We start from the raw sequence: 22242 nt of genomic DNA, 5'->3' as shown, positions 1-22242 counted from the left end.
TTACATAAAGTAATGTTTGAATTGACTGTGCTGAATCCGAAGATTCAATGGTCACTTCGTATCATTGAAACCTAATTTGAAACCGAAGTTTCTAATTGGATTATCATCAACGAGTGCCCACACAGATTGATAGGTCTATATTTTTAAAGAGCTTCTCTTCTTTGTGATTCGTATCACTTCGGAAGAGGCGGCCATTCTAGCGTTTTAAGTTTTAGTGTCAACCACTTTTTTAAACTTTTTTCTTAAGCGTTTCCGCTTGGCTAGTTAACCTGTCGATTTTGCTTGAACCCTTGTGAGCTCTTGCCCTGTCGACGAGGAGGCATTATAGAGATCACGCTCACATTGGCAAGCGTTATTTTGAAAAAATTGCAAAAATAACGTTTAACAGGCTAAATTCCGCCCAAAGCCTTATTTATCCAACTTTACCCCAATTAAGCCAACAAAATATACACAGAGTTATCCACAATTCGCTGTTTTTCACGTAAAAAGAAAGGTCGCTCTCGCGACCTTTTATCTATATATAGAGGGAAAAACTAAATCCCCGAACCATCTTGTTCACTATCGTCTTCGTGAAGACCACATTCACGCTTCAATCCAAAGAAACGAGTTTCTTCTTCACTCATACCCGGCTCCCACTTCTTACTTGTGTGGGTATCACCAACAGATAGATAACCTTCATCCCTTAGGGGATGATAAGAAAGTCCGTTTTGCTCTAGGTAATAATGAACATCTTTATTCGTCCAATCGATCACAGGCAAGAACTTAAACACACCATTTTGAATCGATAGGATTGGCAAACTTGCTCGTGATTTAGATTGCTCACGACGTAAACCTGAGAACCAAGTCCCTACCTCAAGCTCATCTAAAGCTCGCCTCATCGGTTCGACTTTATTTAGTTTGTTGTATTTCTCTATTCCCTCTATACCTTGTTCCCACAATTTTCCGTAACGCGCTTCCTGCCAGTTAGCACTTTCTTTTGCGCGATAGACCTTAAGGTTTAGCGTCAACTGCTCACTAAGCTGGTCAATAAAGCGGTAGGTTTCTGGAAACAGATAGCCAGTATCCGTCAAGATAACGGGGATATCAGGCATTTGCTCAGTAACTAGATGCAACATAACAGCAGCCTGAATACCGAAGCTAGAAGAAACAGCGAACTGACCTTCAAGGTTTTCAAGCGCCCAAGCAACTCTTTGCTGCGCAGTTAGCTGCTCTAACTCTGCATTAATTTGGCCAAGCTGGAGTATTTGTTCCGTCTTAGTTAATGAGAGAAGTTTCGCTAACTGAGGTTTAGAAGCGACAGAATCAAGCATGTAAGTCCCTCTTAGATACTTTTACCTCTTGGATGATTCCAGCACGAATTGCAAAATCACCAAACCCTTCACCCGTTTCACGCTCTTGCGCCCAACGACCAACCAGTTTGTCGATTTCTTCAAGAATCTGCTTATCGGTAATGTTCTCTTTGTACATCTTTGGAATGCGTGTACCCGCTCGGTTACCACCTAGGTGGAGGTTATAGCGCCCTGGAGCTTTACCGACCAAGCCGATTTCAGCCAACATTGCACGACCACAGCCATTCGGACAACCAGTCACACGTAAGATGATATTTTCTTCTTCTGGCAAGCCGTGTTTCTCAAGTATGCCTTCTACATCTGTTACAAACTGAGGTAAGAAGCGCTCAGCTTCAGCCATAGCAAGTGGGCAAGTTGGGAAAGCGACACATGCCATCGAGCTCTTACGCTGTTCGCTCACGCTATCATCAATCAAGCCGTGTTCACGTGCGATCTTTTCGATCTTGGCTTTTTGACTTTTCGAGACGCCCGCAACAATTAAGTTTTGGTTAGCCGTCATGCGGAAATCACCTTTATGGATCTTGGCAATTTCAGCTACACCAGTCTTAAGGGGTTTACCTGGGAAGTCTAGTAAGCGTCCGTTCTCAATAAACAGTGCTAAGTGATGTTTACCATCGATCCCTTCAACCCAACCGATGCGATCGCCGCGGTCAGTAAATTCATAAGGTCGACTTTCAGCAAACTCAACACCTGCACGCTTTTCTACTTCTGCTTTGAACACATCGATTCCGACGCGATCTAAGGTGTACTTGGTTTTGGCATTCTTACGGTTCGAGCGGTTACCCCAGTCACGCTGAGTGGTAACCACTGCCGCTGCGACATCAAGAGTTTTCTCTAACGGAACAAACCCAAAGTCATCAGCACGACGAGCATAAGTAGAAGTATCACCGTGGGTCATTGCCAAGCCACCACCGACAAGAACATTAAAGCCCACCAGCTTGCCGTTCTCACCTATCGCCACGAAGTTAAGATCGTTGGCGTGAACATCAACATCATTTTGTGGCGGAATCACTACCGTCGTTTTAAACTTACGAGGAAGATAAGTCTTACCTAGAATTGGCTCATCACCCTCTGTTGTCTCCACTTTCTCGCCATCTAGCCAGATTTCTGCGTACGCCTTAGTCTTAGGTAGCAAATGCTCACTGATTTTCTTAGCCCACTCATAGGCTTCTTGATGTAGCTCTGACTCAATTGGATTAGTGGTACACAAGACGTTACGGTTCACATCACCCGCTGTTGCAATCGAATCAATACCAATACTGTTTAGGGTTTGGTGCATCAACTTAATGTTCGGCTTAAGAACTCCGTGAAACTGAAAGGTTTGACGAGTCGTCAGGCGAATACTGCCGTAAAGAGAGTGCTCAGTCGCGAACTTATCAATCGCTAGCCACTGATCCGGTTTGATAATGCCACCCGGCATACGAGCACGCAGCATGACATTATGTAGCGGCTCAAGTTTTTGCTTCGCACGTTCGTTACGAATGTCACGGTCATCTTGCTGATACATGCCGTGGAAACGAATCAGCTGAAAGTTGTCAGCGGTAAAACCACCAGTAATTCTGTCTTGTAGGTCTTGCTCGATCGTACCGCGTAAGAAGTTACTTTGCGTTTTTAGACGCTCGTTATCAGAAAGCTTTCCTAACTCTTCGCCTAATACAACCTGCTTATTATTCTCAGTAGAAAAAGTCATTAGTACACATCCCTTTGATAACGTTTCGCTTTACGTAGTTCGTTAATAAATTCTTCCGCATCATCGCGTGATAGCTTGCCTTGTTGCTCAGCAACATGAATCAAGGCTTCATGCACATCTTTCGCCATGCGTGTTGCATCGCCACAAACATAGATGTAAGCGCCTTCTTGGATCCACTGCCATACTTGCTCGGCATTTTCTAGAATGCGGTGTTGGACATAGACTTTCTCTGCTTGATCACGACTGAACGCCACATCAAGGCGATTTAGTAATCCAGATTTAAGGTACTTCTGCCACTCCACTTGGTAGAGGAAATCTTGAGTAAAGGTGCGATCACCGAAGAACAACCAGTTTTTACCTTCTGCATCTCGGTTGTCACGCTCCTGAATAAAGCTACGGAATGGCGCGATACCTGTACCAGGACCAATCATGATCACAGGAGTATTGTCATCTTGAGGTAGCTTGAAGTTATTGTTGTTCTCGACAAAGACTTTCACCTCGCCGCCTTCTTCCAAGCGCTGTGATAAGAAGCTCGATGCCCCTCCGTAACGCTTTTCATCCCCTTTGTCGTATTCAACTAAGCCAACCGTTAGGTGAACTTCTTCATCCACTTCACTTTGGCTTGATGCGATAGAGTAAAGACGCGGAGTTAAACGACGCAATAAACCAATCAGCTCTTGTGCAGATAACTTGGTTTTCTTCTCAGCAAGTACATCAACAACCTGCGTATTCCCAGCGTATTCACGTAACTTGTCTTTATCTTCCACCAGCTTTTGTAGTTTTTTACTACCAGACAACTCCGCAAACTTAGTCACTAGCTGAGGGTTAGCCGCTGTAATTTCGAACTTGCTAACCAAAGCGCTATGAATCGATAGGCTCTCACCATCAACTTCAACGCTTTCTACACCTGATAGGCCTACTTTAGCTAAAATGGCATTAGCGAGATCGCTGCTGTTTTCAAACCATACGCCTAGCGCATCACCCGGTTGGTAAGTTAAACCAGACTCTTCGAGATCGATCTCTACATGGCGAACATCTTTACCTGAATCGCGACCTGTTATTTTTTGGCTCGTCAGCAATGTCGCTGTATAAGGATTTTGCTTGTTATATGGTGAATGCCCTGGTGCCGCTTGGCCTACCGGAAGTTGCACCACTTCAGCTTCTGCACCAGACGATAGCGCCTCTTTAACTTTCTCTAACGCTGAGGCACGCCACTCAGCGGCTGGCGCTTCATAGTCAACATCGAGATCAACACGATCGATAAATGAAGTTGCACCTAACTTAGACAAAAATGCATCGAAGTCTTTACCTGTCTGACAGAAAAACTCGTAGCTTGAGTCACCTAAGCCAATCACGCCATATTGCAGATTTGGCAATTTCGGTGCTTTCTTCGACTGTAAGAACTCATGCAACTCGATAGCATTGTCTGGTGCTTCACCTTCACCATTGGTTGATGCCACGAAAATTACGTGCGTTTCTTTGGCAAGGTTTTTACCTTTGTAGTCACTGGCATCAAACAGCTCAACGGCAATGCCCTGTGCTTTTGCTTCTTGCTCTAGCGCTTCAGCAACACCTTTAGCATTGCCCGTTTGCGATGCGAAGATAATTGACAGTTTTCCAGCAGGTTTAGCCGCAACGGCAGCTGCCGCTTGATTAATTGGAGCAGAAGCTGCCGCCGGTTGAGCTTGAGCTAATCCCCAGAAATAACCGCTCACCCAAGCTAACTGCTGCGCCGACAGATCGGTAACCGTCTGTTGTAGCGAGCTAAGCTGTTGATCATTAAGAGGAGCAGCGATTGATGGTAATTCTTGTGGTGTGTTTCCTTGAGAGGACACGTTCTTGTTCAAAGACATGGTCTCGACATCCCTATTCATTGCGTGATGATAGATTAACCACTCTCTTTAATAACAAGAAAGAATAGAAGTGAATGTTTTATAACTTTTCGAATTAAAGAAAGGAGAAGAATTGAACTAACTCACCTACTTGGCTTCGACTCTGACTTGTTTGAAACCTACCGCCATTGCTGACTTGGACGCGAGGTCTAAGTTCATATAGTGACATTCTTCACCATGAGAGTCGGTTAAAAGAACAAAGCCTCCACGGGCATGACGAAACTCAACGATCCAACTGCCTTCCTGAGCCGATGGCTCGATGATGGCTTCAACCAATTGCTGCTCTCGATAAAGATGTCTAAGTTCATTGATAGTCATGAGATTCCTTTCTCTGGCTAAAAACACTATTCCTCTTTAAGCATGGTCAATCGACAAGAAAGTGCTAAATGAATTATGTAAATATAATCAATAGATATAAAAAAACGCCGTCTTAGAAGACGGCGTTTTAAAAAATCAATATTAAAGCTTCGTTAGAACGAGAACTCTGCTCCAGCAAAAAAGCCATTAGCGAAAATAAATGGTTTACCTAGGTTTGAGCCTTCACCCGGCTTAAAGATCTCTTCTGCTTCGAGATCTATCACTCGGTAGCCTCCGCGTAATGCAAGAGTACTGCTCCCAAGCGGCAGTCGATACTGCATCCCGGCTATCAAGTCAGTACTCTTAATTCCACTATTATTGCCAAAGTTCATTTCACCAATCACATCAAGATTGGTATTCGGCACCGTAATTTCTGCATAGCCGTACCAAGCCCAAATCATCTCATCAAAGTTTTTAACGGCGTTAGTATCCGCGTTGACGTACTTGGTATTGCTCAAGTCACTGAAGGTCATACCCGCATCAAAGTGCATTAAGTCATGCTCAAGAATACGGTAATACAAAGTCAGATCTAATTTGTTGAATGCCATATAGTCGGCATCGACTGTAGAATAGCGAACGCGTGCATCTGGAACATATTTTACATCATGTTCTATCGCAGCATAGAAGCTCGGTGTGGTATCGCTTTCTCGGTTGACTTCATTTACTTCAGCCTTTGGAAACCACATTTCGGCGCCAAACTTAGTGGTTAGAGACGACTCTGCCAATGCAGACGCAGAAACAACAGCTGCCAACGCAATTGCGGTTTTTAAACCCATAAATTTGACTCTCCAGTTAATCGCAATAGGCAGCACCTCGCTGTGCTGCCTTAGCTAGACAAGTATGGTATGCGTCAAATACTAATGCATATTTGTGCGACTAGCCATCAAGTATTTGTCTTTTAACCGTATTTATCTAGGCTGCGCCACATAGGATTTAAAGAACCAAATACCGATTGCAATAACAATGAGCCAAGGCAACAACTTAAGGACTGCTCCTACCATGCCAAGCAGTACCATGACTACCAAAGAAAACGCTACACCCGCAAGCACTGTCACCATAGTCACGCCAGTGACTAGCAATGTAGCAGCAAATACCATGATAAAGATCAGTTCAAACATACGATTCTCCTTAGTTGACCTAGAATATCTATCAGGATACGTGCCAAACTCACACCTAAGCGTAAGGCATTGATAAATAGAAAATAAAAAAGAGCACCCTATTTGAGTGCTCTTTAAAAATCTTCGATGAGGTAAAATTAACCAAGTAACTAGGTATTTTTTACACATTCAACTCTTTAGGAATTTTCGCCAGTGCAGCTTCAACCACTTCAATACCCGAACCCGGTTTGTGCGCGTTTTCACTGATGTAACGACGCCACTGACGAGCACCCGGCATATTTTGGAATAGACCTAACATATGACGAGTAATATGACCAAGATACGCCCCTTGAGATAGCTGCTGCTCAATATATGGGTACATCTCTTCAACCACTTGGCTGCGTTTCTTAACTGGCTTATCTAAACCAAAGATCTCTTGATCAACGTTCGCTAGGATATATGGGTTTTGATACGCTTCGCGACCTACCATAACACCATCAAGGTGCTGAAGGTGCTCCTTGCTCTCTTCCAGTGTCTTAACGCCACCATTAATCGCAATCGTCAGGTGCGAGAAGTCTTTCTTGAGCTGATAAGCACGCGGATAATCAAGCGGTGGGATCTCGCGGTTCTCTTTTGGACTCAAACCAGATAGCCAAGCTTTGCGCGCATGAATCGTGAACTGTTCACAACCGCCCTTCTCAGAGACAATTGATACAAAGTCAGTTAGAAACTCATAAGAGTCTTGGTCATCGATACCGATACGAGTTTTCACTGTAACTGGGACATCAACTACATCACGCATTGCAGAAACACATTCAGCCACCAGCTCTGGCTCTGCCATTAAGCACGCACCAAAACGACCGTTCTGCACTCGGTCTGACGGACAACCAACGTTAAGGTTAATCTCATCATAACCGCGCTCTGCCGCTAACTTAGCACACGTAGCCAAATCCTGAGGGTTCGAACCACCAAGCTGAAGCGCCACTGGATGCTCTTGCTGGTTATAGGCTAAAAAGTCACCTTTACCGTGAATGATTGCACCAGTTGTCACCATCTCGGTGTACAGCAATGTTTCACTAGTCAGCAAGCGATGGAAGTATCGACAATGGCGATCTGTCCAATCGAGCATGGGCGCAATGGAAAAGCGCTGCATTGGAAATTGTTGTTTCGTTTCAGTGTTCGACACGAAGCTACCTCTAAACAGTCAGTACCGCTTTCAAATAACGTCCCTATTTCCAGCGCGGCATCAAAAATAATCGCGCGATTATACACCGCTGCGGGAAAAGATTCAGGTTAAATACCGTCGGTAATAAATAACGATTATTCAAACGTGGGTCACGTTATCTAGGACGAGTTATACGACCACTGAATTATTGAGTGCCAATATTTATAAAAAATAACTATTCTATGGATTAATAAGTCAATGAATCTGCAGTAAAGGATTTACCGCAATGCTAATTGAACAGCATGAAAAACCTGTAATTCTGGTTGTCGATGATATCCCCGACAACATCCATACTTTGTCAGGCATTCTTTCTGATGACTACCGTATAAAAGCGGCGACGAGTGGCGTAAAAGCTCTACAGATTGCCAGCACTAAACCATACCCACATCTCATCCTGCTCGATATCATGATGCCAGAGATGGATGGTTATGAGGTATGTGAGAAACTAAAAACCAATCCAGTTACCGCTGAAATTCCGGTTATCTTCGTTACCGCTAAAGCAGAGGTGGTCGACGAGCAAAAAGGCTTCGAGATGGGAGCTGTCGACTATATTACCAAACCAGTTAGCCCACCTATCGTTCAAGCTAGGGTAAAAACACATATTTCTCTCTATGACCAAAACCTTTCATTAGCCAACAAAGTGAAAGAGCGCACTGCGCTGCTGGAAAAAACACGCCTCGAGGTCATCCAGCGTCTTGGCCGAGCGGCGGAATATAAAGACAACGAAACAGGCATGCACGTTATTCGCATGAGTCACTACTCGAGAATCCTTGCTCAGCAGTTAGATGTGAGTGAGCGATGGATTGAGTTGGTGTTCCAAGCAGCCCCGATGCATGACATTGGTAAGATAGGTATCCCTGACGCTGTGCTGCGCAAACCGGGAAAACTGGATGCCGAAGAGTGGGCAGTGATGCAAACCCACGTAAAAATCGGTGCAGATATCATTGCAGACAGCGACACACGATTAATGCAGATGGCACAAGAGATCGCGCTTTATCACCACGAAAAGTGGGATGGCAGTGGCTATCCGCATGGATTAAAGGGGGAAGATATCCCGCTTAGTGCGAGAATTGTTGCCATTGCGGATGTCTTCGATGCCTTAACCAGTGAGCGTCCTTACAAACAGGCATGGCCGATTGAAAAAGCGACGGCTTTGCTCGAAGAAGAAGCGGGCTCACATTTTGATCCAACCCTGGTCCCAATCTTTCTCCAACAACTCGATGAGATTTTGAAAGTTAAAGAATCTTTTAAAGATGAATTCTAATCAACCACTGAGGCTTGAATGGACTCTGTAAAAAACTACGCTCTCGATTCCAAACGTATTCTTATTGGCTTTATTATCGCGTCGGTGATGTTGCTCATCGCTGGCATTATCGGATGGTTAAGCCTAACTCAACGCTTTAACACCGTTGATCAATATGCCAATAACGCTCAGCTGCTCTCAACCCTTGATGGTATTAAAGTTATCGAGCAAAGCTATATTCGCCAGCCAGATGCCCAACTGCAAAACCAACTGTCGCAAGCGGTCAGTAAAGCTCAGTTAATTGCCAGTGATGCTGTAAGCAATGGGGCTGACTCGCAGATTCAAAGCTCACTCGCCCAATATCATCAGCAATTTGAAAGCTATGTGGGGCTGAGTGAAAAGTCCGCTCAAACACGGACGGAGCTATCTGAGACCGGAGACTACGTCGAGAGCTTAGTACAAGAGATTCAGCTTGAACACGAACAGTTCATCGAGTCGAGTATCGTTTCGATTGATGAACTTAGAGAAAAAGTCGACCGAGAATCTGATCTCGCGATTCAAGCACATTGGTTGGTCAGTCTGATAGCTAACTCTCAAGCAGAGCAGAAAACCTACATCGTTTCCAATCAACAAGAATCTCTAAACCTTGCTCAGCTAGAACTAAAAAAAGCGGAGCAACTGATCAATAAACTTGAGCGAGATGCCACCGATAGCGAAAGCCAACAGACAATTGCTCTAATCAAGAATGCAAAAAACCGTTACAGCTCAGCCTTAGTTCAACTTCGCAGTTGGCCGAAGCTGTCTAAACCTCTGCAGGCGAATATATCTTCCCAGATAGAAAGATCGGTCACTGAACTGACTCGGGTCTCAATCGAGCTACGTTCACATCTCCAGCAACGACTCAAATTCGCCCAGCAAGCCGTAACCAATGTTCAGCTCTCTATTAGTGACAAGCTTTCTATCAGCACCAACTTATTGGTATTACACACTGAGATTAGTAATGCACAGCAAAGTGACAAAGACTACGCTATTACTCAACAAATTGAGCGTCAGTTACAGCTTAAAACAGAAGTTGAGAACAACCTTATTGCTGCCATCGAACTGTTAGAAAACCTCTATGAGCAAGTTGTCACTGAGGATGAACAAATTCAAATCAGTACGCTACAAGACGCGACACAAGATTACCTAACTCTGTTCAATCAGCTCACAGACTTACGTGGTGAGAAAAACCGTCAAATCCAAGCACTCAAACAGCAGCATCAAGCCATCATTGAGCTAATCTTACCTGGCTATGAAGCACAGCTAGCCACAGTGGAAGACTCTGGCAGTATCGCACGTAATCTAGCCATCGGTGGTGCAATCTTCCTAGTTACACTTTTACTCCTAGGCTTTCTAGCCAATAAATCTCACTCTGCCTTAGAGCGATTTGCCGAAAAGCTCGCGATTGCGCGTGATGAAGCCGATTCAGCGAACAGCGCTAAGTCGGATTTCTTAGCGAATATGAGCCACGAAATCCGCACTCCGATGAATGCGATTATAGGTATGAGCTACTTGGCGCTCAAAACCGACTTAACTAAAGCTCAGCGTAACTACATTCATAAGGTTAAGCTGTCTGCAGACTCCCTACTGGGGCTGATCAATGACATCCTTGACTTTTCTAAGATTGAAGCGGGTAAGCTAGATATTGAAAACGTCGATTTCCATTTAGAAAATGTACTCGACAATATTTCGAACCTTGTTGGTTTACGTGCTTCGGAGCGCGGACTTGAGCTACTGATCCACATTGATCGTGACGTACCCACCACCTTAGTCGGCGATCCTCTGCGACTTGGGCAGATCTTAATTAACCTCGCGAATAACGCGGTCAAGTTTACAGAGAAAGGTGAAATCAAAATATCCATTCGCGTTGCCGAGCGAGATGGTGACAACCTAGAACTAGAGTTTAGCGTTGAAGACAGTGGTATAGGCATGACAGCGGAGCAAACCGCTAAGTTGTTTAGTAAGTTCACTCAAGCTGACAGCTCAACTACGCGAAAATATGGTGGTACCGGGTTAGGGTTAGCCATCAGTAAGGAACTTAGCCAGTTGATGGGCGGAGATATCCGTGTAGAAAGTGAAGCGGGTAAAGGCTCATGCTTTACCTTTACTGTAGCCTCCAAAGTCAGTCATGCTCTGAAACAAGAAGAGATCGCGGTTCCTGTCGAACTAGGAAAACTGAGAGTACTTGTCGTCGATGACAACGCCAGCGCCAGAATCATTGTTGAAGATATCCTTGAATCACTACGATTTGACGCTCACAGCGTAAGTAATGCTGACGATGCACTCGCAGAGCTCAACCAAGCACTCAGCAACCAACAACCTTATGATCTGCTCATTACCGACTGGCAAATGCCTGGCAAAGATGGCATTGATTTACTTGAGATGGTGAACGCTCAGATTCCTCAATCTCAACAGCCAAAACCACTTATGTTGACCGCCTTTGGTCGAGAGGAACTCACCGAGATCTTTGAACAAAGAAGTATTACTGTTCCTAGTATTCTCGATAAGCCGATAACGGCATCTCACCTTTTTGATGCCATTGTTTCTCTCTACGGCGTTGACCATGCCCGTCTAAGTCGAAGTGAGGCAGAAGAGCAGAACCAACTAGCCAATGTTCAGCAACTGGCTGGTGCACAGCTTCTTTTAGTCGAAGACAATGAAATCAACCAAGAGTTAGCTATTGAGCTACTTGAAGGACAGCAAATTCATGTCACGGTGGCTGAAAATGGTCAGGTCGCTCTCGACCTGTATAAAACCAATGATTTCGATGGCATTCTGATGGATTGCCAAATGCCTATCATGGATGGTTATGAGGCCACTCAGTTTATTCGCACTAAGCTTAGTGACCATTCGATCCCCATTATTGCCATGACAGCAAACGTGATGGAGCGAGATAAAGTCAAAGCCGCAGAAGCAGGTATGAATGACATTATTGCTAAACCCATTGATGTCGGCAGTATGTTTAGCACGCTGGCCAAATGGATTACACCAAAACATCCTCAACAGTTTGTCGCTCAGTCTGCGCAGCACAGTTCAGACATTCCGGAAATTGAAGGCGTCAATACACAAGCGGGACTGATTCGTTCAAGTGGTAATAGCGGTTTGTACAAGAAGCTTCTCGAACGTTTTGCCGCTACATATCGTGACACTGATGCTGTATTACTGGCGCTTTCTGACCAAGATAAAGAGGTGAGAAAACGCAACGTTCACTCTCTCAAAGGGGTATCTGGGAACATTGGCGCCAGCGAAGTCCACCAGCTTAGCACTTCACTGGAGCAAGACTTAGATAACGAAGGTCTGCGGGACCAGCTAGCTCAACAGCTTGAGCAGTTAATTAGCAACATAGAGCAAGGCCTTGCCTCTTCGAAAACCAAGACTGAAGCTGCGGATACGCATATTCAAAACTACGATCAAGAGACATATGAAAAGCTCTACTCGGCCATTGAACAAAGCGATACCGAGGCGGTAGCCATCATCAATGACATTGACTCAGGCAAGCAGATTGGCTTGAGTAGCGCTCAATTATCAGAGCTTTCTCGCGTGGTCGAAGAGTTCGATTTTGAGCGTGGATTGCAGATCTTGGACACAGCTCAACGATAAGAAATAGCTAAAATGCTGTTATTGGTATCGTTTTTTATGTAGATAAGGTAAGTTATAGCGTTCCAGACAAGTTAGACATTATTCACATTATGAATAAGTAACTTACTGACAAAGCTATAAGATATTACCTAGTAAGCGACGATAAACCGCGAGAAATGGTATATTATTAAAATGTCCAATGGTAATGGTGATAAGTTTGGACCTGCATTTAGTGAAGCAAGTTGAAGAGATATGCTCTGCCCGAGGTGTACGCCTTACAACTCAGCGTAAGCGCGTATTTGAATTGATATGTGAGAGCCCAAAGGCCTCTAGTGCCTATGAGCTGCTTGAAGATTTGAAACAAAGCGAGCCTCAAGCAAAACCACCGACCGTATATCGGGCGTTAGATTTTTTGTTAGAGCAAGGCTTTATTCATAGGGTTGAGTCAACCAATAGCTACATTCAATGTGTTTCATGCAATGCTCATAAGCATTTCTCGCACCTATTGATTTGCGATAAATGCGGGAGCGTTATTGAACTTCAAGATGATAGTTTGGTAGCCTTACTTGCGAACAATGCGGAAGCACATGGTTTTACCATCAATAATCACGTAATTGAGTCACACGGTACTTGTCAGGCTTGTTCTGCTGACAATGCGAAATAAAGATATAGAAGAAGATTATGCGCGCTGAATTTGTAAACCCGTTTTTAGCTTCATTGATGAACGTATTAAAAACGATGGCTTCGCTGGAATTGAAGCCACAGAAGCCTCGTGTGAAGAAAGATGAAATCGCACGTGGGGATGTATCAGGTTTAATAGGGATGGTAGGCACTCAAAGCCGCGGTTCTATGTCTATTACTTTTGATGAAAGCCTCGCATTAGAGATTATGCAGAACATGCTAGGTGAGCGCCCGAATGGCCTTAACGATGAAGTAACGGACATGGTGGGCGAAATCACCAACATGGTTACTGGTGGTGCCAAGCGTATTCTTGCAGAAAGTGGCTTTGATTTTGATATGGCTACACCGGTTGTTGTCTCTGGCAAAGGCCACACTATTCGTCACAAGTGTGAAGGTTCTATCATAATCATGCCATTCACATCTCAATGGGGTAATGCTTTTATTGAGATCTGTTTCGAGTAATAAACCACTCAAGTGAATCAATAAAAAACGCTTCTCTAGGGAAGCGTTTTTTAGTTTATGCGATAACTTGTCTTTCCTTGAGAGCCGCCAAGCAATCTTCTACCAGAGCTTCAATCGACTTCTCACCAGCGCGCAAATCTATTTCTGGGTTAATCGGCGCTTGATATTCAGAATCAATACCTGTGAAGTTTGCAATTTCTCCTGCTCGCGCTTTCTTGTACAAGCCTTTAGGGTCACGCTGCTCGCAAACTTCGAGTGAGGTGTTGACGAAGACTTCTAGAAACTCCCCTTCTGGAAGCATCTCTCTAACAAGCTGTCTCTCTGCGCGATGCGGAGAAATAAACGCTGATAAAACAATTAAGCCAGCATCTGCCATCAGCTTAGCTAATTCACCAATGCGTCGAATATTCTCTCTACGATCTTGCTCGGAAAAGCCCAGATCACTACATAGGCCGTGGCGTACATTGTCTCCATCTAGTAGATAAGTATGAAAACCCGCTTGTGCAAGGCGCGTTTCCAATGCCCCCGCAATAGTGGATTTACCTGCGCCAGAAAGCCCCGTAAACCATAGCACCACTGGCTTTTGCTTCTTTAACTGAGAGCGAAAAGCCTTATCAATAGAGTGTTGATGCCATACGACATTTTCATCTTTAGTTGGCGTTTCCGTAGTCATAATTCAGTCCTTTTAAAACGGAAAGAAGAGTGGAATTAGCGTTAACACCAAAACGGAGTAAACAATAGAAAGAGGAATTCCCACTCGAACGTAATCTGTTAATTTGTAATTGCCTACGCTGTATACCAAGAGATTGGTCTGATAACCGTAGGGAGAAATAAAGCTCGCGCTAGCACCAAAAAGCACTGCCATAATGAATGGCATAGGGTCGACACCGTAGCCAATCGCCATGCTGTAGCCGATAGGAAACGACAACGCCGCGGCTGCATTATTGGTTACAAGCTCAGTTAAAATCAGGGTTAGTAAGTAGGTGGCGACCAAGGCACCAAACACACCCCAACCATTGAAGCCTTCAATAAACATCTGGCCTAAGCTAACGGACAAACCTGTCGACAGCATCAGTTGAGCAATGGAGAGCGCCGAGCCAACAATCACTACGATATCGACGGGAAAACGTCGGCGAAGCTCACCAAGCTGAACTACACCAAAAAACAGCGCAGCCAAGAGGAAAACGGACAACCCTTTAATCAGCGGCACCACCTCAAGCAGCGCAAGAGCAATAACGCTTGCAAAGCCGACTAACACCATGGCCGACTTATTGGCATCCAAACGCGCACTCGAATCTAAGTCATTCACTAGAACAAACTCTTTACGATGCGCACGACGCTCTTGCTCAAAGCGTTTACCCGGAACAAGGACTAAGGTATCACCCGCATTGAGCGTAATATTCCCTAACCCGCCCTGTAAGCGCTCATGCCCGCGACGTATGGCAACAACAACTGCATCAAAACGATCGCGGAAGTGGCTCGATTTAAGTGTTTTATTACAAAAGCTTGCCGAAGAGCTCACCACCACTTCGACAAAACCTTGGCCGTTGAGATGGTGCTGACCAAATAAGGTCAGCCCCTGAATTTCTTGCAGCGTAGCAACACTTTCAATATCACCACAAAACAGCAATCGGTCACGCGCTTGAAGCACAAAGTCTGGTTCAACAGAAGGCATGGTTTCACCGTCTCGTACCACTTCGGCCAAGAACAATTTACGCAGGGCGCGTAGGTTGTTCTCACTGATGCTACGACCGACCAATGGCGAACCTGGCTCAACTCTCGCTTCAAGAAAATAGGGCAACTCGTCTTGGCTGTGATCTTCATAATTGGGCAATAGGTAACTGAGCGGGATCAAGATCAACATACCACCAAGCAAGACAGACAAACCGATCATAGTTGGCGCAAAGAAGCCAAGACTGGGTAGTCCGGCATCTTCAACAAAGCTGTTAATGATCAAATTGGTCGACGTACCGATCAAGGTCAATGTGCCACCTAAGATCGCGGCGTAAGAAAGCGGGATCAATAGTTTTGAAGGTGCATGCTGCTGGTTACGTTTAATGGCGCCAATCAAAGAGACCACGACCGCAGTATTATTGGTAAAGGATGAAAGTAGCGCTGTTGAGACGCCCAGTTTGGCAACAACAGTACCCAGTCTTCCTGTTGAAAGTGAGCGGCTTACCCAGCTAATCAGGCGAGTCTTTTCTAGTGCTGCTGATGCTAAGATCAGCAGCACTAAAGTGAGTAGAGAAGAGTTGGTGAAGTTAGTAGCCACTTCACCTAGCTCTATCATGCCACCAAGAAAAGCAATAAATGCTGCTCCGGCAAAGATATAACTTGGTTTAATTCGTGTTGTTACCAAGCATGCTACGATGCCGAGTAAAATTGCCAACACAAATCCTTGCTGCCACATAACGCTTCCCTACTCTACCAATCAACTATTTAAGTAGCTGACTAATATCTTTCGCTTCCCAGTGTGGGAAGTGCTTACGAACCAAGGCATTCAGCTCTAGTTCAAATGCAGAGATATCAGAGTTTTTCACTTCAACACTTGATAGGCTTTCGCGCACAAGACCTGCACCGACCGTTACATTGGTTAGGCGATCGATGATGATGAAACCACCAGTGTCTTGGCTAGCAAGATAGTCATCAAGTGCTACAGACTCTGTTAAAGTCCACTCACACAAGCCGATACCATTAAGAGGTAGCTCAACTGCGCTGTGCGTTGATAGATTGTTGATGTCATATTGGTGGCGAATCGCCTCGACATGACCGACCGTTTTCTTACCAGCAATCTTCACGTCATAATCGCGTCCTGGCTGGAGTGGTTGCTCTGTCATCCACACGACATCAGCAAGCAAATGATTACTCGACTCAACTTGCGCATTCTCTAGCACAATCAAATCACCACGGCTGATATCAATCTCATCTTCAAGCGTTAACGTGACGGCTAGTCCTGCCTGAGCTTGTTCAAGGTCACCGTCAAAAGTAACGATACGCGCAACTTTCGACGTTTTACCTGAAGGCAACGCCTTAACTTCATCACCCACTTTGACGCTACCGGAAGCAATCGTGCCAGCAAAGCCACGGAAATCTAGATTCGGACGGTTAACGTATTGGACAGGGAAACGGAACTCACCAATCTCTTTGTCTTGGTCAACATCAACGTTTTCTAGAATCTCTAGTAACGGCGAACCTTCGAACCAAGCCATTTTCGGGCTAGGCTCAACAACGTTATCACCCTCAAGTGCAGAAAGCGGGATGATTTGAATATCAGTCTCACCTTGCAGGTTTTTGGAGAACTCAAGATACTCATCGCGAATCTCTTCAAAACGCTGCTGCGAATAGTCAACAAGATCCATTTTGTTTACCGCAACCACAAAGTGCTTAAGACCAAGTAGGTTTGAGATAAATGAGTGACGGCGAGTTTGATCTAGTACGCCTTTACGTGCATCAATCAAGATCACTGCGAGATCACAGGTCGATGCCCCTGTCGCCATATTACGCGTGTACTGCTCGTGCCCCGGAGTATCTGCAATGATGAACTTACGTTTCTGTGTTGAGAAGTAACGGTAAGCTACATCGATAGTGATCCCTTGCTCTCGCTCTGCCTGAAGTCCATCAACAAGCAAAGCAAGGTCTGGACGCTCTCCAGTAGTACCAACACGTTGGCTATCGTTGTGAACGGCTGCTAATTGATCTTCATAAATTTGCTTAGAGTCATGCAGTAAGCGACCGATCAAGGTACTTTTGCCATCATCTACTGAACCACAAGTGAGGAATCTAAGTAGTGATTTGTATTGGTGTTGTTTTAGGTATCCTTCAATACCAAGCTCTTCAAGCTGAGCTTCAACTGCGCTATTCATGTTCTTTCCTTAGATCCTAATTAGAAGTAACCTTGGCGTTTCTTAAGTTCCATCGATCCAGACTGATCGTGGTCGATCGCTCTGCCTTGTCGTTCACTGGACGTCGCAACTAACATCTCTTCAATAATGCCTGTTAGCGTATTGGCTTCAGACTCAATCGCACCAGTCAGTGGGTAACAACCAAGTGTTCTAAAGCGAACGCTTTTCTCTTCGATTTTTTCACCTGGTTGAAGCTCCATACGGTCATCGTCAACCATGATTAGCATGCCATCACGCTCAACAACTGGTCGCTTATCGGCTAGGTAAAGTGGCACAATCTCGATGTTCTCTAGGTAGATGTATTGCCAGATATCTAGCTCAGTCCAGTTTGAAAGTGGGAAGACACGAATGCTCTCACCTTTATTGATTTGGCCGTTGTAAGTACGCCATAACTCAGGACGCTGATTCTTTGGATCCCACGTATGGTTCTTGTCACGGAAAGAGTAAACACGCTCTTTCGCACGAGATTTCTCTTCATCACGACGCGCGCCACCAAAAGCCGCATCAAAACCGTACTTGTTCAGAGCCTGCTTCAAACCTTGAGTCTTCATGATGTCAGTATGCTTTGAAGAGCCGTGCACAAATGGGCTACATCCCATCGCAAGACCTTCTGGGTTCTTATGAACCAAAAGCTCAAAGCCGTATTTCTCAGCAGTACGGTCACGGAACTTAATCATTTCCTTAAACTTCCAGTCGGTATCGACATGAAGTAGCGGGAAAGGAATTTTACCTGGGTAAAAAGCTTTACGTGCCAGATGCAGCATGACCGATGAGTCTTTACCAATTGAATACATCATCACTGGGTTATCGAACTCAGCGGCAACTTCACGAATGATGTGAATACTCTCCGCTTCAAGCTGCTTAAGATGGGTTAAACGTTCTTGATCCATGTTAATTGCTTCCTTTATGGCTCATTGAGCCGATGGCTAATCTAGTTAAAATGGCGTTAGGCTGACTGACGCTGAGCGGTGACTTGTTCTGCTTGGGGTTCAAACCACGCAAGCTTTTCGGACAATGCCACCACTTCACCAACGACGATAAGCGAAGGTGACTGAGCGTCTTTTGCGAGATCAGCAAGCTCATTGAGCTGACCTTTGAATACTTTCTGTTTGCTGTGCGTACCGCGCTCAATGATCGCGATGGGTGTTTCTGGCTGACGACCATGTTCAATCAGTTGGCTTTGGATGTATTCCGACTTCATCAAGCCCATGTAGATCACTAGAGTCTGATTACCGCGCGCTAACGTCGACCAATCCATCTGATCGCTTTCGGCTTTTAAATGACCGGTGATAAACATTGCTGACTGAGCATAGTCGCGATGAGTGAGGGGAATGCCCGCATAAGCAGTTGCGCCAGCTGCAGCTGTGATACCTGGCACGACGTGGAAAGAGACACCTGCATCAGCAAGGACTTCTAGCTCTTCTCCACCACGACCAAAGATAAACGGATCGCCACCTTTTATCCGTACCACGCGGTGGCCTTGCAGCGCGAAGTCGAGTAATAGTTGATTGGTTTTTTCTTGAGGAACACTGTGGTGACCGGCACGTTTACCGACACAAACTAAGATGGTATCGTTTGGCACCAAAGAGATGATGTCATCCGATACTAAGTAGTCATAAAGCACAACATCAGCTTGCTGAAGGAAACGCAGCGCTTTCAAGGTCAGAAGTTCTACATCACCCGGACCTGCGCCAACAAGTGCAACTTCACCTTTACCGAGCAGACTCTGACCAACTGTATTGAGATCTGCTTGCTTACTACGCTGTGCGTGCTGATTGCTCAGAGGAAATTGAGAAATCTTATCCTTGCTCGCCATAATGTCACCCTTACCTAATCTATGAAGGCATTATGGCGCTCTAGTTATATTACCTGAAATTCTAAAATTTCATTTTTTATATCAATTTCTGATAAGCGAATATTTTAAGATTGTTCAAGCTTTGTTCGGTTTTGAGATGTTCTCAGCAGAACGCTATAAAGTAATTGCTCAACATCACACTTTATCTTTCAATGAAATCATTGTTTCATTTCATTTTGTTACATTATGCAGCGTCTTACTAAACGCTATCGGAGCATCAAAAAATGAAAGTAGCAGTGAAACCCCTATCTCTTGCTGTACTGGGTGGCATGTTAACCATGGCAGGCCCAGCAATGGCAAATACGATCAAACTTCGTATTGTCGAAACAACTGATATTCACACTAACGTCATGGATTATGACTACTACAAAGATAAGCCATCGCAAAAGATTGGTCTGACTCGTGCTGCTACTTTAGTAAAACAGGCTCGCGCTGAAGTTGAGAACAGTGTCTTGGTTGATAACGGTGACTTAATCCAAGGTAGCCCTATGGGTGACTACATGGCAGCTAAAGGCATCAAAGTTGGTGAAGTACACCCTGTGTACAAAGCGATGAATCAACTAGACTACGATGTGGGCAACATTGGTAACCATGAATTCAACTACGGCCTTGAGTTCCTAGCTGAAACCATCAACGATGCAGACTTCCCTTACATCAGCGCTAACGTATTTGATCAAAAAACCGGTGAGCACTACTTTAAGCCATACATCATTAAGTCTCACAAATTCAAAGACGTTGACGGTGTTGAGCATGAAATAAAAGTAGGTTACATCGGATTTGTTCCACCACAGATCATGGTTTGGGATAAGAAGAACCTAGAAGGTAAGGTGTTCGCTAAAGACATCAAAGAAACAGCAGAAGAGCTTGTTCCACAGATGAAAAAAGAGGGTGCCGACGTTATCGTTGCGATTCCTCACTCAGGTGTAGCAGCAGACCCATACAAACATGGCGCTGAAAACTCAACATACTACTTAGCTGAAGTTGAAGGTATTGACGCAATTGCATTTGGTCACTCGCATGCGGTATTCCCAGGTAAAGGCTTCGACAATATTCAAGGCGTTGATAACCAAAAAGGGACGATCAATGGCGTAGCCTCAGTAATGCCTGGCCGCTGGGGTAGCCATGTTGGTGTTATCGATCTAGAACTTAAAGAGAAAGATGGCAAGTGGGTTGTGGTTAATGGCCAATCAGAAGCACGCCCAATCTTCGACAAAGTAAACAAGAAGTCACTGGCTGAAGCAGATAAAGAGATGGTCAAAGTGCTTGAAGCTGACCACAAAGGTACTCGCGATTTCGTTAACCAACCGATTGGTAAAGCGAATGACGTCATGTACAGCTTCTTAGCTCTCGTTCAGGATGATCCAACGGTTCAAATCGTCAACCTAGCGCAAAAAGATTATGTTGAGCGCTTCATTCAGGGCGACCCAGATCTCTCTGATATTCCAGTACTTTCTGCAGCTGCGCCATTTAAAGCGGGTGGTCGTAAAAATGATCCTGCAAACTTTACAGAAGTGGAGTCTGGTCAGCTAACCTTCCGTAACGCAGCAGACCTATACCTGTACCCGAACACGCTAGTAGCGATGAAGGTCACCGGTAAAGAAGTCAAAGAGTGGCTAGAGTGTACTGCTGGACAGTTTAAGCAAATCGACGTCAACAGCACTGCACCACAGCAACTTATCGACTGGGACGGCTTCCGTACTTACAACTTCGATGTTATCGACGGTGTAAACTACCAAATCGACGTTACTCAACCAGCGAAATACGATGGTAACTGTAAAGTCGTTAACCAAGGTGCCGAGCGTATTGTTGGCCTAACTTACCAAGGTAAGCCAATCGATATGAAGCAAGACTTCATCATCGCAACCAACAACTACCGTGCATACAGCAACAAGTTCCCAGGAACAGGCGCAGAGTTTGTCGCATTTGATTCACCAGATGAAAACCGCTCAGTTATCGCAGCCTACATCACTCGTGTAAGCCAAGAGAAAGGTGAAGTAACACCAAGCGCTGACAACAACTGGTCATTCGCTCCAATCAAGTCAAACAACAAACTTGATATCCGCTTTGAAACGTCACCAAGTGAAAAAGCAGCGAAATTCATTGAAGCAAAAGGTCAGTACCCAATGAAACGTGTCGCAACGGATGATGTTGGCTTTGGTGTGTACCAAATCGACCTACAGAAGTAACACTTCATTAGACTAACTGAAAGCCGCAATAAAAATTGCGGCTTTTTTATTGGTTAACGTTTATCTTAAAATGACCGCTCTTCATCTACGTAAGATTTTTGCCACTATGTTTGACGCTTTCCATCAGCAACTGTCACAAAACGGATTCACGCAATCTGAAATAGAACAACTCACCCAATCAGCGCAATTGATTGAACTGCCTACACGCCATATTCTGTTGCATCAAGGGGAAGTCGCTGAAGAGATTTTCTTTTTGTTAGATGGAATGTGCCACTCGGCGTATCTAACCGATAAAGGCAAAGAGTTCAGTAAAGAGTTCTATTGGGAGAATGACTGGATCATCGGTTTTGAAAGCTTGGTTAACCAACAACCCTCCCCTTACTTGCTTGAGTCATTGACCCAGTGCACTTTGCTCTCTCTACCTATTGAGACCTTAAGGGTATGGCGCGAGCAAAAATACGGTATTTACCTCAAGCTGCTTGAAACTCAGCTGATGTATAAAGAAAACAAAGAACGCTTTATGTTGCTCTACAGCCCGGAAGAGCGCTATGAACTTTTCTGTCAGCATTACCCAAACTTACTTGAACGCCTCAATGATTATCAAATCGCAGCGTATCTTGGGATTACTCCAATTAGCCTAAGCCGAATCAAAAAGCGTAGCCAAAGTTAACAATTGTTAATGCCC

Annotated in this window: 18 protein-coding genes; 6 read left to right on the top strand and 12 right to left on the bottom strand. The window is 44.8% G+C overall.

Annotated elements, in window-relative coordinates:
• Positions 1–533: 533 nt before the first annotated feature.
• The 7 genes from AC6R16_RS22110 to dusA all read right to left on the bottom strand — a co-directional run bounded on the left by AC6R16_RS22110 (position 534) and on the right by dusA (position 7571).
• Complete coding sequence (locus AC6R16_RS22110; protein ID WP_500675736.1) at positions 534–1310, bottom strand: phosphoadenylyl-sulfate reductase; 777 nt, start codon at positions 1308–1310, stop codon at positions 534–536.
• Positions 1303–3039 (bottom strand): assimilatory sulfite reductase (NADPH) hemoprotein subunit, encoded by a 1737-nt coding sequence (cysI, locus tag AC6R16_RS22105; RefSeq protein WP_500675735.1) that lies wholly within the window; start codon positions 3037–3039, stop codon positions 1303–1305. The genes AC6R16_RS22110 and cysI overlap by 8 nt, the downstream gene beginning before the upstream one ends.
• Positions 3039–4892 (bottom strand): assimilatory sulfite reductase (NADPH) flavoprotein subunit, encoded by a 1854-nt coding sequence (locus tag AC6R16_RS22100; protein WP_500675734.1) that lies wholly within the window; start codon positions 4890–4892, stop codon positions 3039–3041. Before AC6R16_RS22100 ends, cysI begins: the two co-directional genes overlap by 1 nt.
• A 126-nt stretch (positions 4893–5018) precedes the next feature.
• Entirely contained in the window at positions 5019–5249 is a 231-nt protein-coding gene (locus tag AC6R16_RS22095; RefSeq protein WP_004743374.1) for a hypothetical protein, read from the bottom strand.
• Positions 5250–5401: 152 nt separating this feature from the next.
• Positions 5402–6064: a TIGR04219 family outer membrane beta-barrel protein gene (locus tag AC6R16_RS22090; protein ID WP_500675733.1), complete on the bottom strand. Its 663-nt coding sequence runs from the start codon at positions 6062–6064 to the stop codon at positions 5402–5404.
• Positions 6065–6196: 132 nt separating this feature from the next.
• Positions 6197–6406 (bottom strand): envelope stress response protein PspG, encoded by a 210-nt coding sequence (pspG, locus tag AC6R16_RS22085; RefSeq protein WP_004743376.1) that lies wholly within the window; start codon positions 6404–6406, stop codon positions 6197–6199.
• A 160-nt stretch (positions 6407–6566) separates the two neighbouring features.
• Positions 6567–7571: a tRNA dihydrouridine(20/20a) synthase DusA gene (dusA, locus tag AC6R16_RS22080; RefSeq protein ID WP_494505697.1), complete on the bottom strand. Its 1005-nt coding sequence runs from the start codon at positions 7569–7571 to the stop codon at positions 6567–6569.
• 265 nt (positions 7572–7836) lie between these two features.
• Here dusA and AC6R16_RS22075 point away from each other — a divergent pair, with 265 nt between their 5' ends.
• The 4 genes from AC6R16_RS22075 to AC6R16_RS22060 all read left to right on the top strand — a co-directional run bounded on the left by AC6R16_RS22075 (position 7837) and on the right by AC6R16_RS22060 (position 13614).
• A complete protein-coding gene (locus AC6R16_RS22075; protein ID WP_500675732.1) occupies positions 7837–8874 on the top strand; it encodes a response regulator in 1038 nt (345 codons plus the stop codon).
• A gap of 18 nt (positions 8875–8892) precedes the next feature.
• The gene (locus tag AC6R16_RS22070; protein ID WP_500675731.1) at positions 8893–12492 is read left to right on the top strand and encodes a response regulator; all 3600 of its coding nucleotides are present in this window, start codon (positions 8893–8895) and stop codon (positions 12490–12492) included.
• A gap of 178 nt (positions 12493–12670) precedes the next feature.
• A complete protein-coding gene (zur, locus tag AC6R16_RS22065; RefSeq protein WP_038197529.1) occupies positions 12671–13135 on the top strand; it encodes a zinc uptake transcriptional repressor Zur in 465 nt (154 codons plus the stop codon).
• A 17-nt stretch (positions 13136–13152) separates the two neighbouring features.
• A complete protein-coding gene (locus AC6R16_RS22060) occupies positions 13153–13614 on the top strand; it encodes a chemotaxis protein CheX (protein ID WP_004748296.1) in 462 nt (153 codons plus the stop codon).
• A 55-nt stretch (positions 13615–13669) separates the two neighbouring features.
• On the opposite strand, the gene cysC is transcribed toward AC6R16_RS22060, so the two are convergent.
• The 5 genes from cysC to cobA are packed head-to-tail and all read right to left on the bottom strand — an operon-like array spanning position 13670 to position 19332.
• Positions 13670–14287 (bottom strand): adenylyl-sulfate kinase, encoded by a 618-nt coding sequence (gene cysC, locus AC6R16_RS22055; protein WP_500675730.1) that lies wholly within the window; start codon positions 14285–14287, stop codon positions 13670–13672.
• 12 nt (positions 14288–14299) lie between these two features.
• Positions 14300–16024, bottom strand: coding sequence for an SLC13 family permease (locus AC6R16_RS22050; protein ID WP_367939772.1), 1725 nt, complete (start codon positions 16022–16024; stop codon positions 14300–14302).
• Positions 16025–16049: 25 nt separating this feature from the next.
• On the bottom strand, positions 16050–17477 hold the full coding sequence (gene cysN, locus AC6R16_RS22045; protein WP_004748301.1) for a sulfate adenylyltransferase subunit CysN: 1428 nt from the start codon (positions 17475–17477) through the stop codon (positions 16050–16052).
• Between the two features lie 20 nt (positions 17478–17497).
• Entirely contained in the window at positions 17498–18406 is a 909-nt protein-coding gene (gene cysD / locus AC6R16_RS22040) for a sulfate adenylyltransferase subunit CysD (RefSeq protein WP_500675729.1), read from the bottom strand.
• Between the two features lie 56 nt (positions 18407–18462).
• On the bottom strand, positions 18463–19332 hold the full coding sequence (cobA, locus tag AC6R16_RS22035) for a uroporphyrinogen-III C-methyltransferase (protein WP_500675728.1): 870 nt from the start codon (positions 19330–19332) through the stop codon (positions 18463–18465).
• 263 nt (positions 19333–19595) lie between these two features.
• On the opposite strand from cobA, the gene cpdB reads away from it, so the two are divergent.
• Positions 19596–21557: a 2',3'-cyclic-nucleotide 2'-phosphodiesterase gene (cpdB, locus tag AC6R16_RS22030; RefSeq protein ID WP_500675727.1), complete on the top strand. Its 1962-nt coding sequence runs from the start codon at positions 19596–19598 to the stop codon at positions 21555–21557.
• Positions 21558–21663: 106 nt separating this feature from the next.
• Positions 21664–22227 carry a Crp/Fnr family transcriptional regulator gene (locus AC6R16_RS22025; RefSeq protein ID WP_500675742.1) on the top strand — a complete coding sequence of 188 codons (564 nt, stop codon included), beginning with the start codon at positions 21664–21666 and terminating at the stop codon, positions 22225–22227.
• The last annotated feature ends 15 nt before the right edge of the window (positions 22228–22242 follow it).

The sequence above is a fragment of the Vibrio sp. R10-SG3-ISO10 genome (genome assembly GCF_059834185.1).
Note: the sequence above shows the minus strand (reverse complement) of the source record. Positions and strands in the feature narration are given on the sequence as shown.

Coding starts and splice junctions, on each gene's coding strand:
- AC6R16_RS22025 (WP_500675742.1), top strand. CDS start 21,664: ATGTTTGACGCTTTCCATCAGCAACTGTCACAAAACGGATTCACGCAA.
- AC6R16_RS22060 (WP_004748296.1), top strand. CDS start 13,153: ATGCGCGCTGAATTTGTAAACCCGTTTTTAGCTTCATTGATGAACGTA.
- cysC (WP_500675730.1), bottom strand. CDS start 14,287: ATGACTACGGAAACGCCAACTAAAGATGAAAATGTCGTATGGCATCAA.
- pspG (WP_004743376.1), bottom strand. CDS start 6,406: ATGTTTGAACTGATCTTTATCATGGTATTTGCTGCTACATTGCTAGTC.
- AC6R16_RS22070 (WP_500675731.1), top strand. CDS start 8,893: ATGGACTCTGTAAAAAACTACGCTCTCGATTCCAAACGTATTCTTATT.
- AC6R16_RS22100 (WP_500675734.1), bottom strand. CDS start 4,892: ATGTCTTTGAACAAGAACGTGTCCTCTCAAGGAAACACACCACAAGAA.
- cpdB (WP_500675727.1), top strand. CDS start 19,596: ATGAAAGTAGCAGTGAAACCCCTATCTCTTGCTGTACTGGGTGGCATG.
- AC6R16_RS22050 (WP_367939772.1), bottom strand. CDS start 16,024: ATGTGGCAGCAAGGATTTGTGTTGGCAATTTTACTCGGCATCGTAGCA.
- zur (WP_038197529.1), top strand. CDS start 12,671: ATGGTAATGGTGATAAGTTTGGACCTGCATTTAGTGAAGCAAGTTGAA.
- AC6R16_RS22095 (WP_004743374.1), bottom strand. CDS start 5,249: ATGACTATCAATGAACTTAGACATCTTTATCGAGAGCAGCAATTGGTT.
- cysD (WP_500675729.1), bottom strand. CDS start 18,406: ATGGATCAAGAACGTTTAACCCATCTTAAGCAGCTTGAAGCGGAGAGT.
- AC6R16_RS22090 (WP_500675733.1), bottom strand. CDS start 6,064: ATGGGTTTAAAAACCGCAATTGCGTTGGCAGCTGTTGTTTCTGCGTCT.
- AC6R16_RS22110 (WP_500675736.1), bottom strand. CDS start 1,310: ATGCTTGATTCTGTCGCTTCTAAACCTCAGTTAGCGAAACTTCTCTCA.
- cobA (WP_500675728.1), bottom strand. CDS start 19,332: ATGGCGAGCAAGGATAAGATTTCTCAATTTCCTCTGAGCAATCAGCAC.
- AC6R16_RS22075 (WP_500675732.1), top strand. CDS start 7,837: ATGCTAATTGAACAGCATGAAAAACCTGTAATTCTGGTTGTCGATGAT.
- cysI (WP_500675735.1), bottom strand. CDS start 3,039: ATGACTTTTTCTACTGAGAATAATAAGCAGGTTGTATTAGGCGAAGAG.
- cysN (WP_004748301.1), bottom strand. CDS start 17,477: ATGAATAGCGCAGTTGAAGCTCAGCTTGAAGAGCTTGGTATTGAAGGA.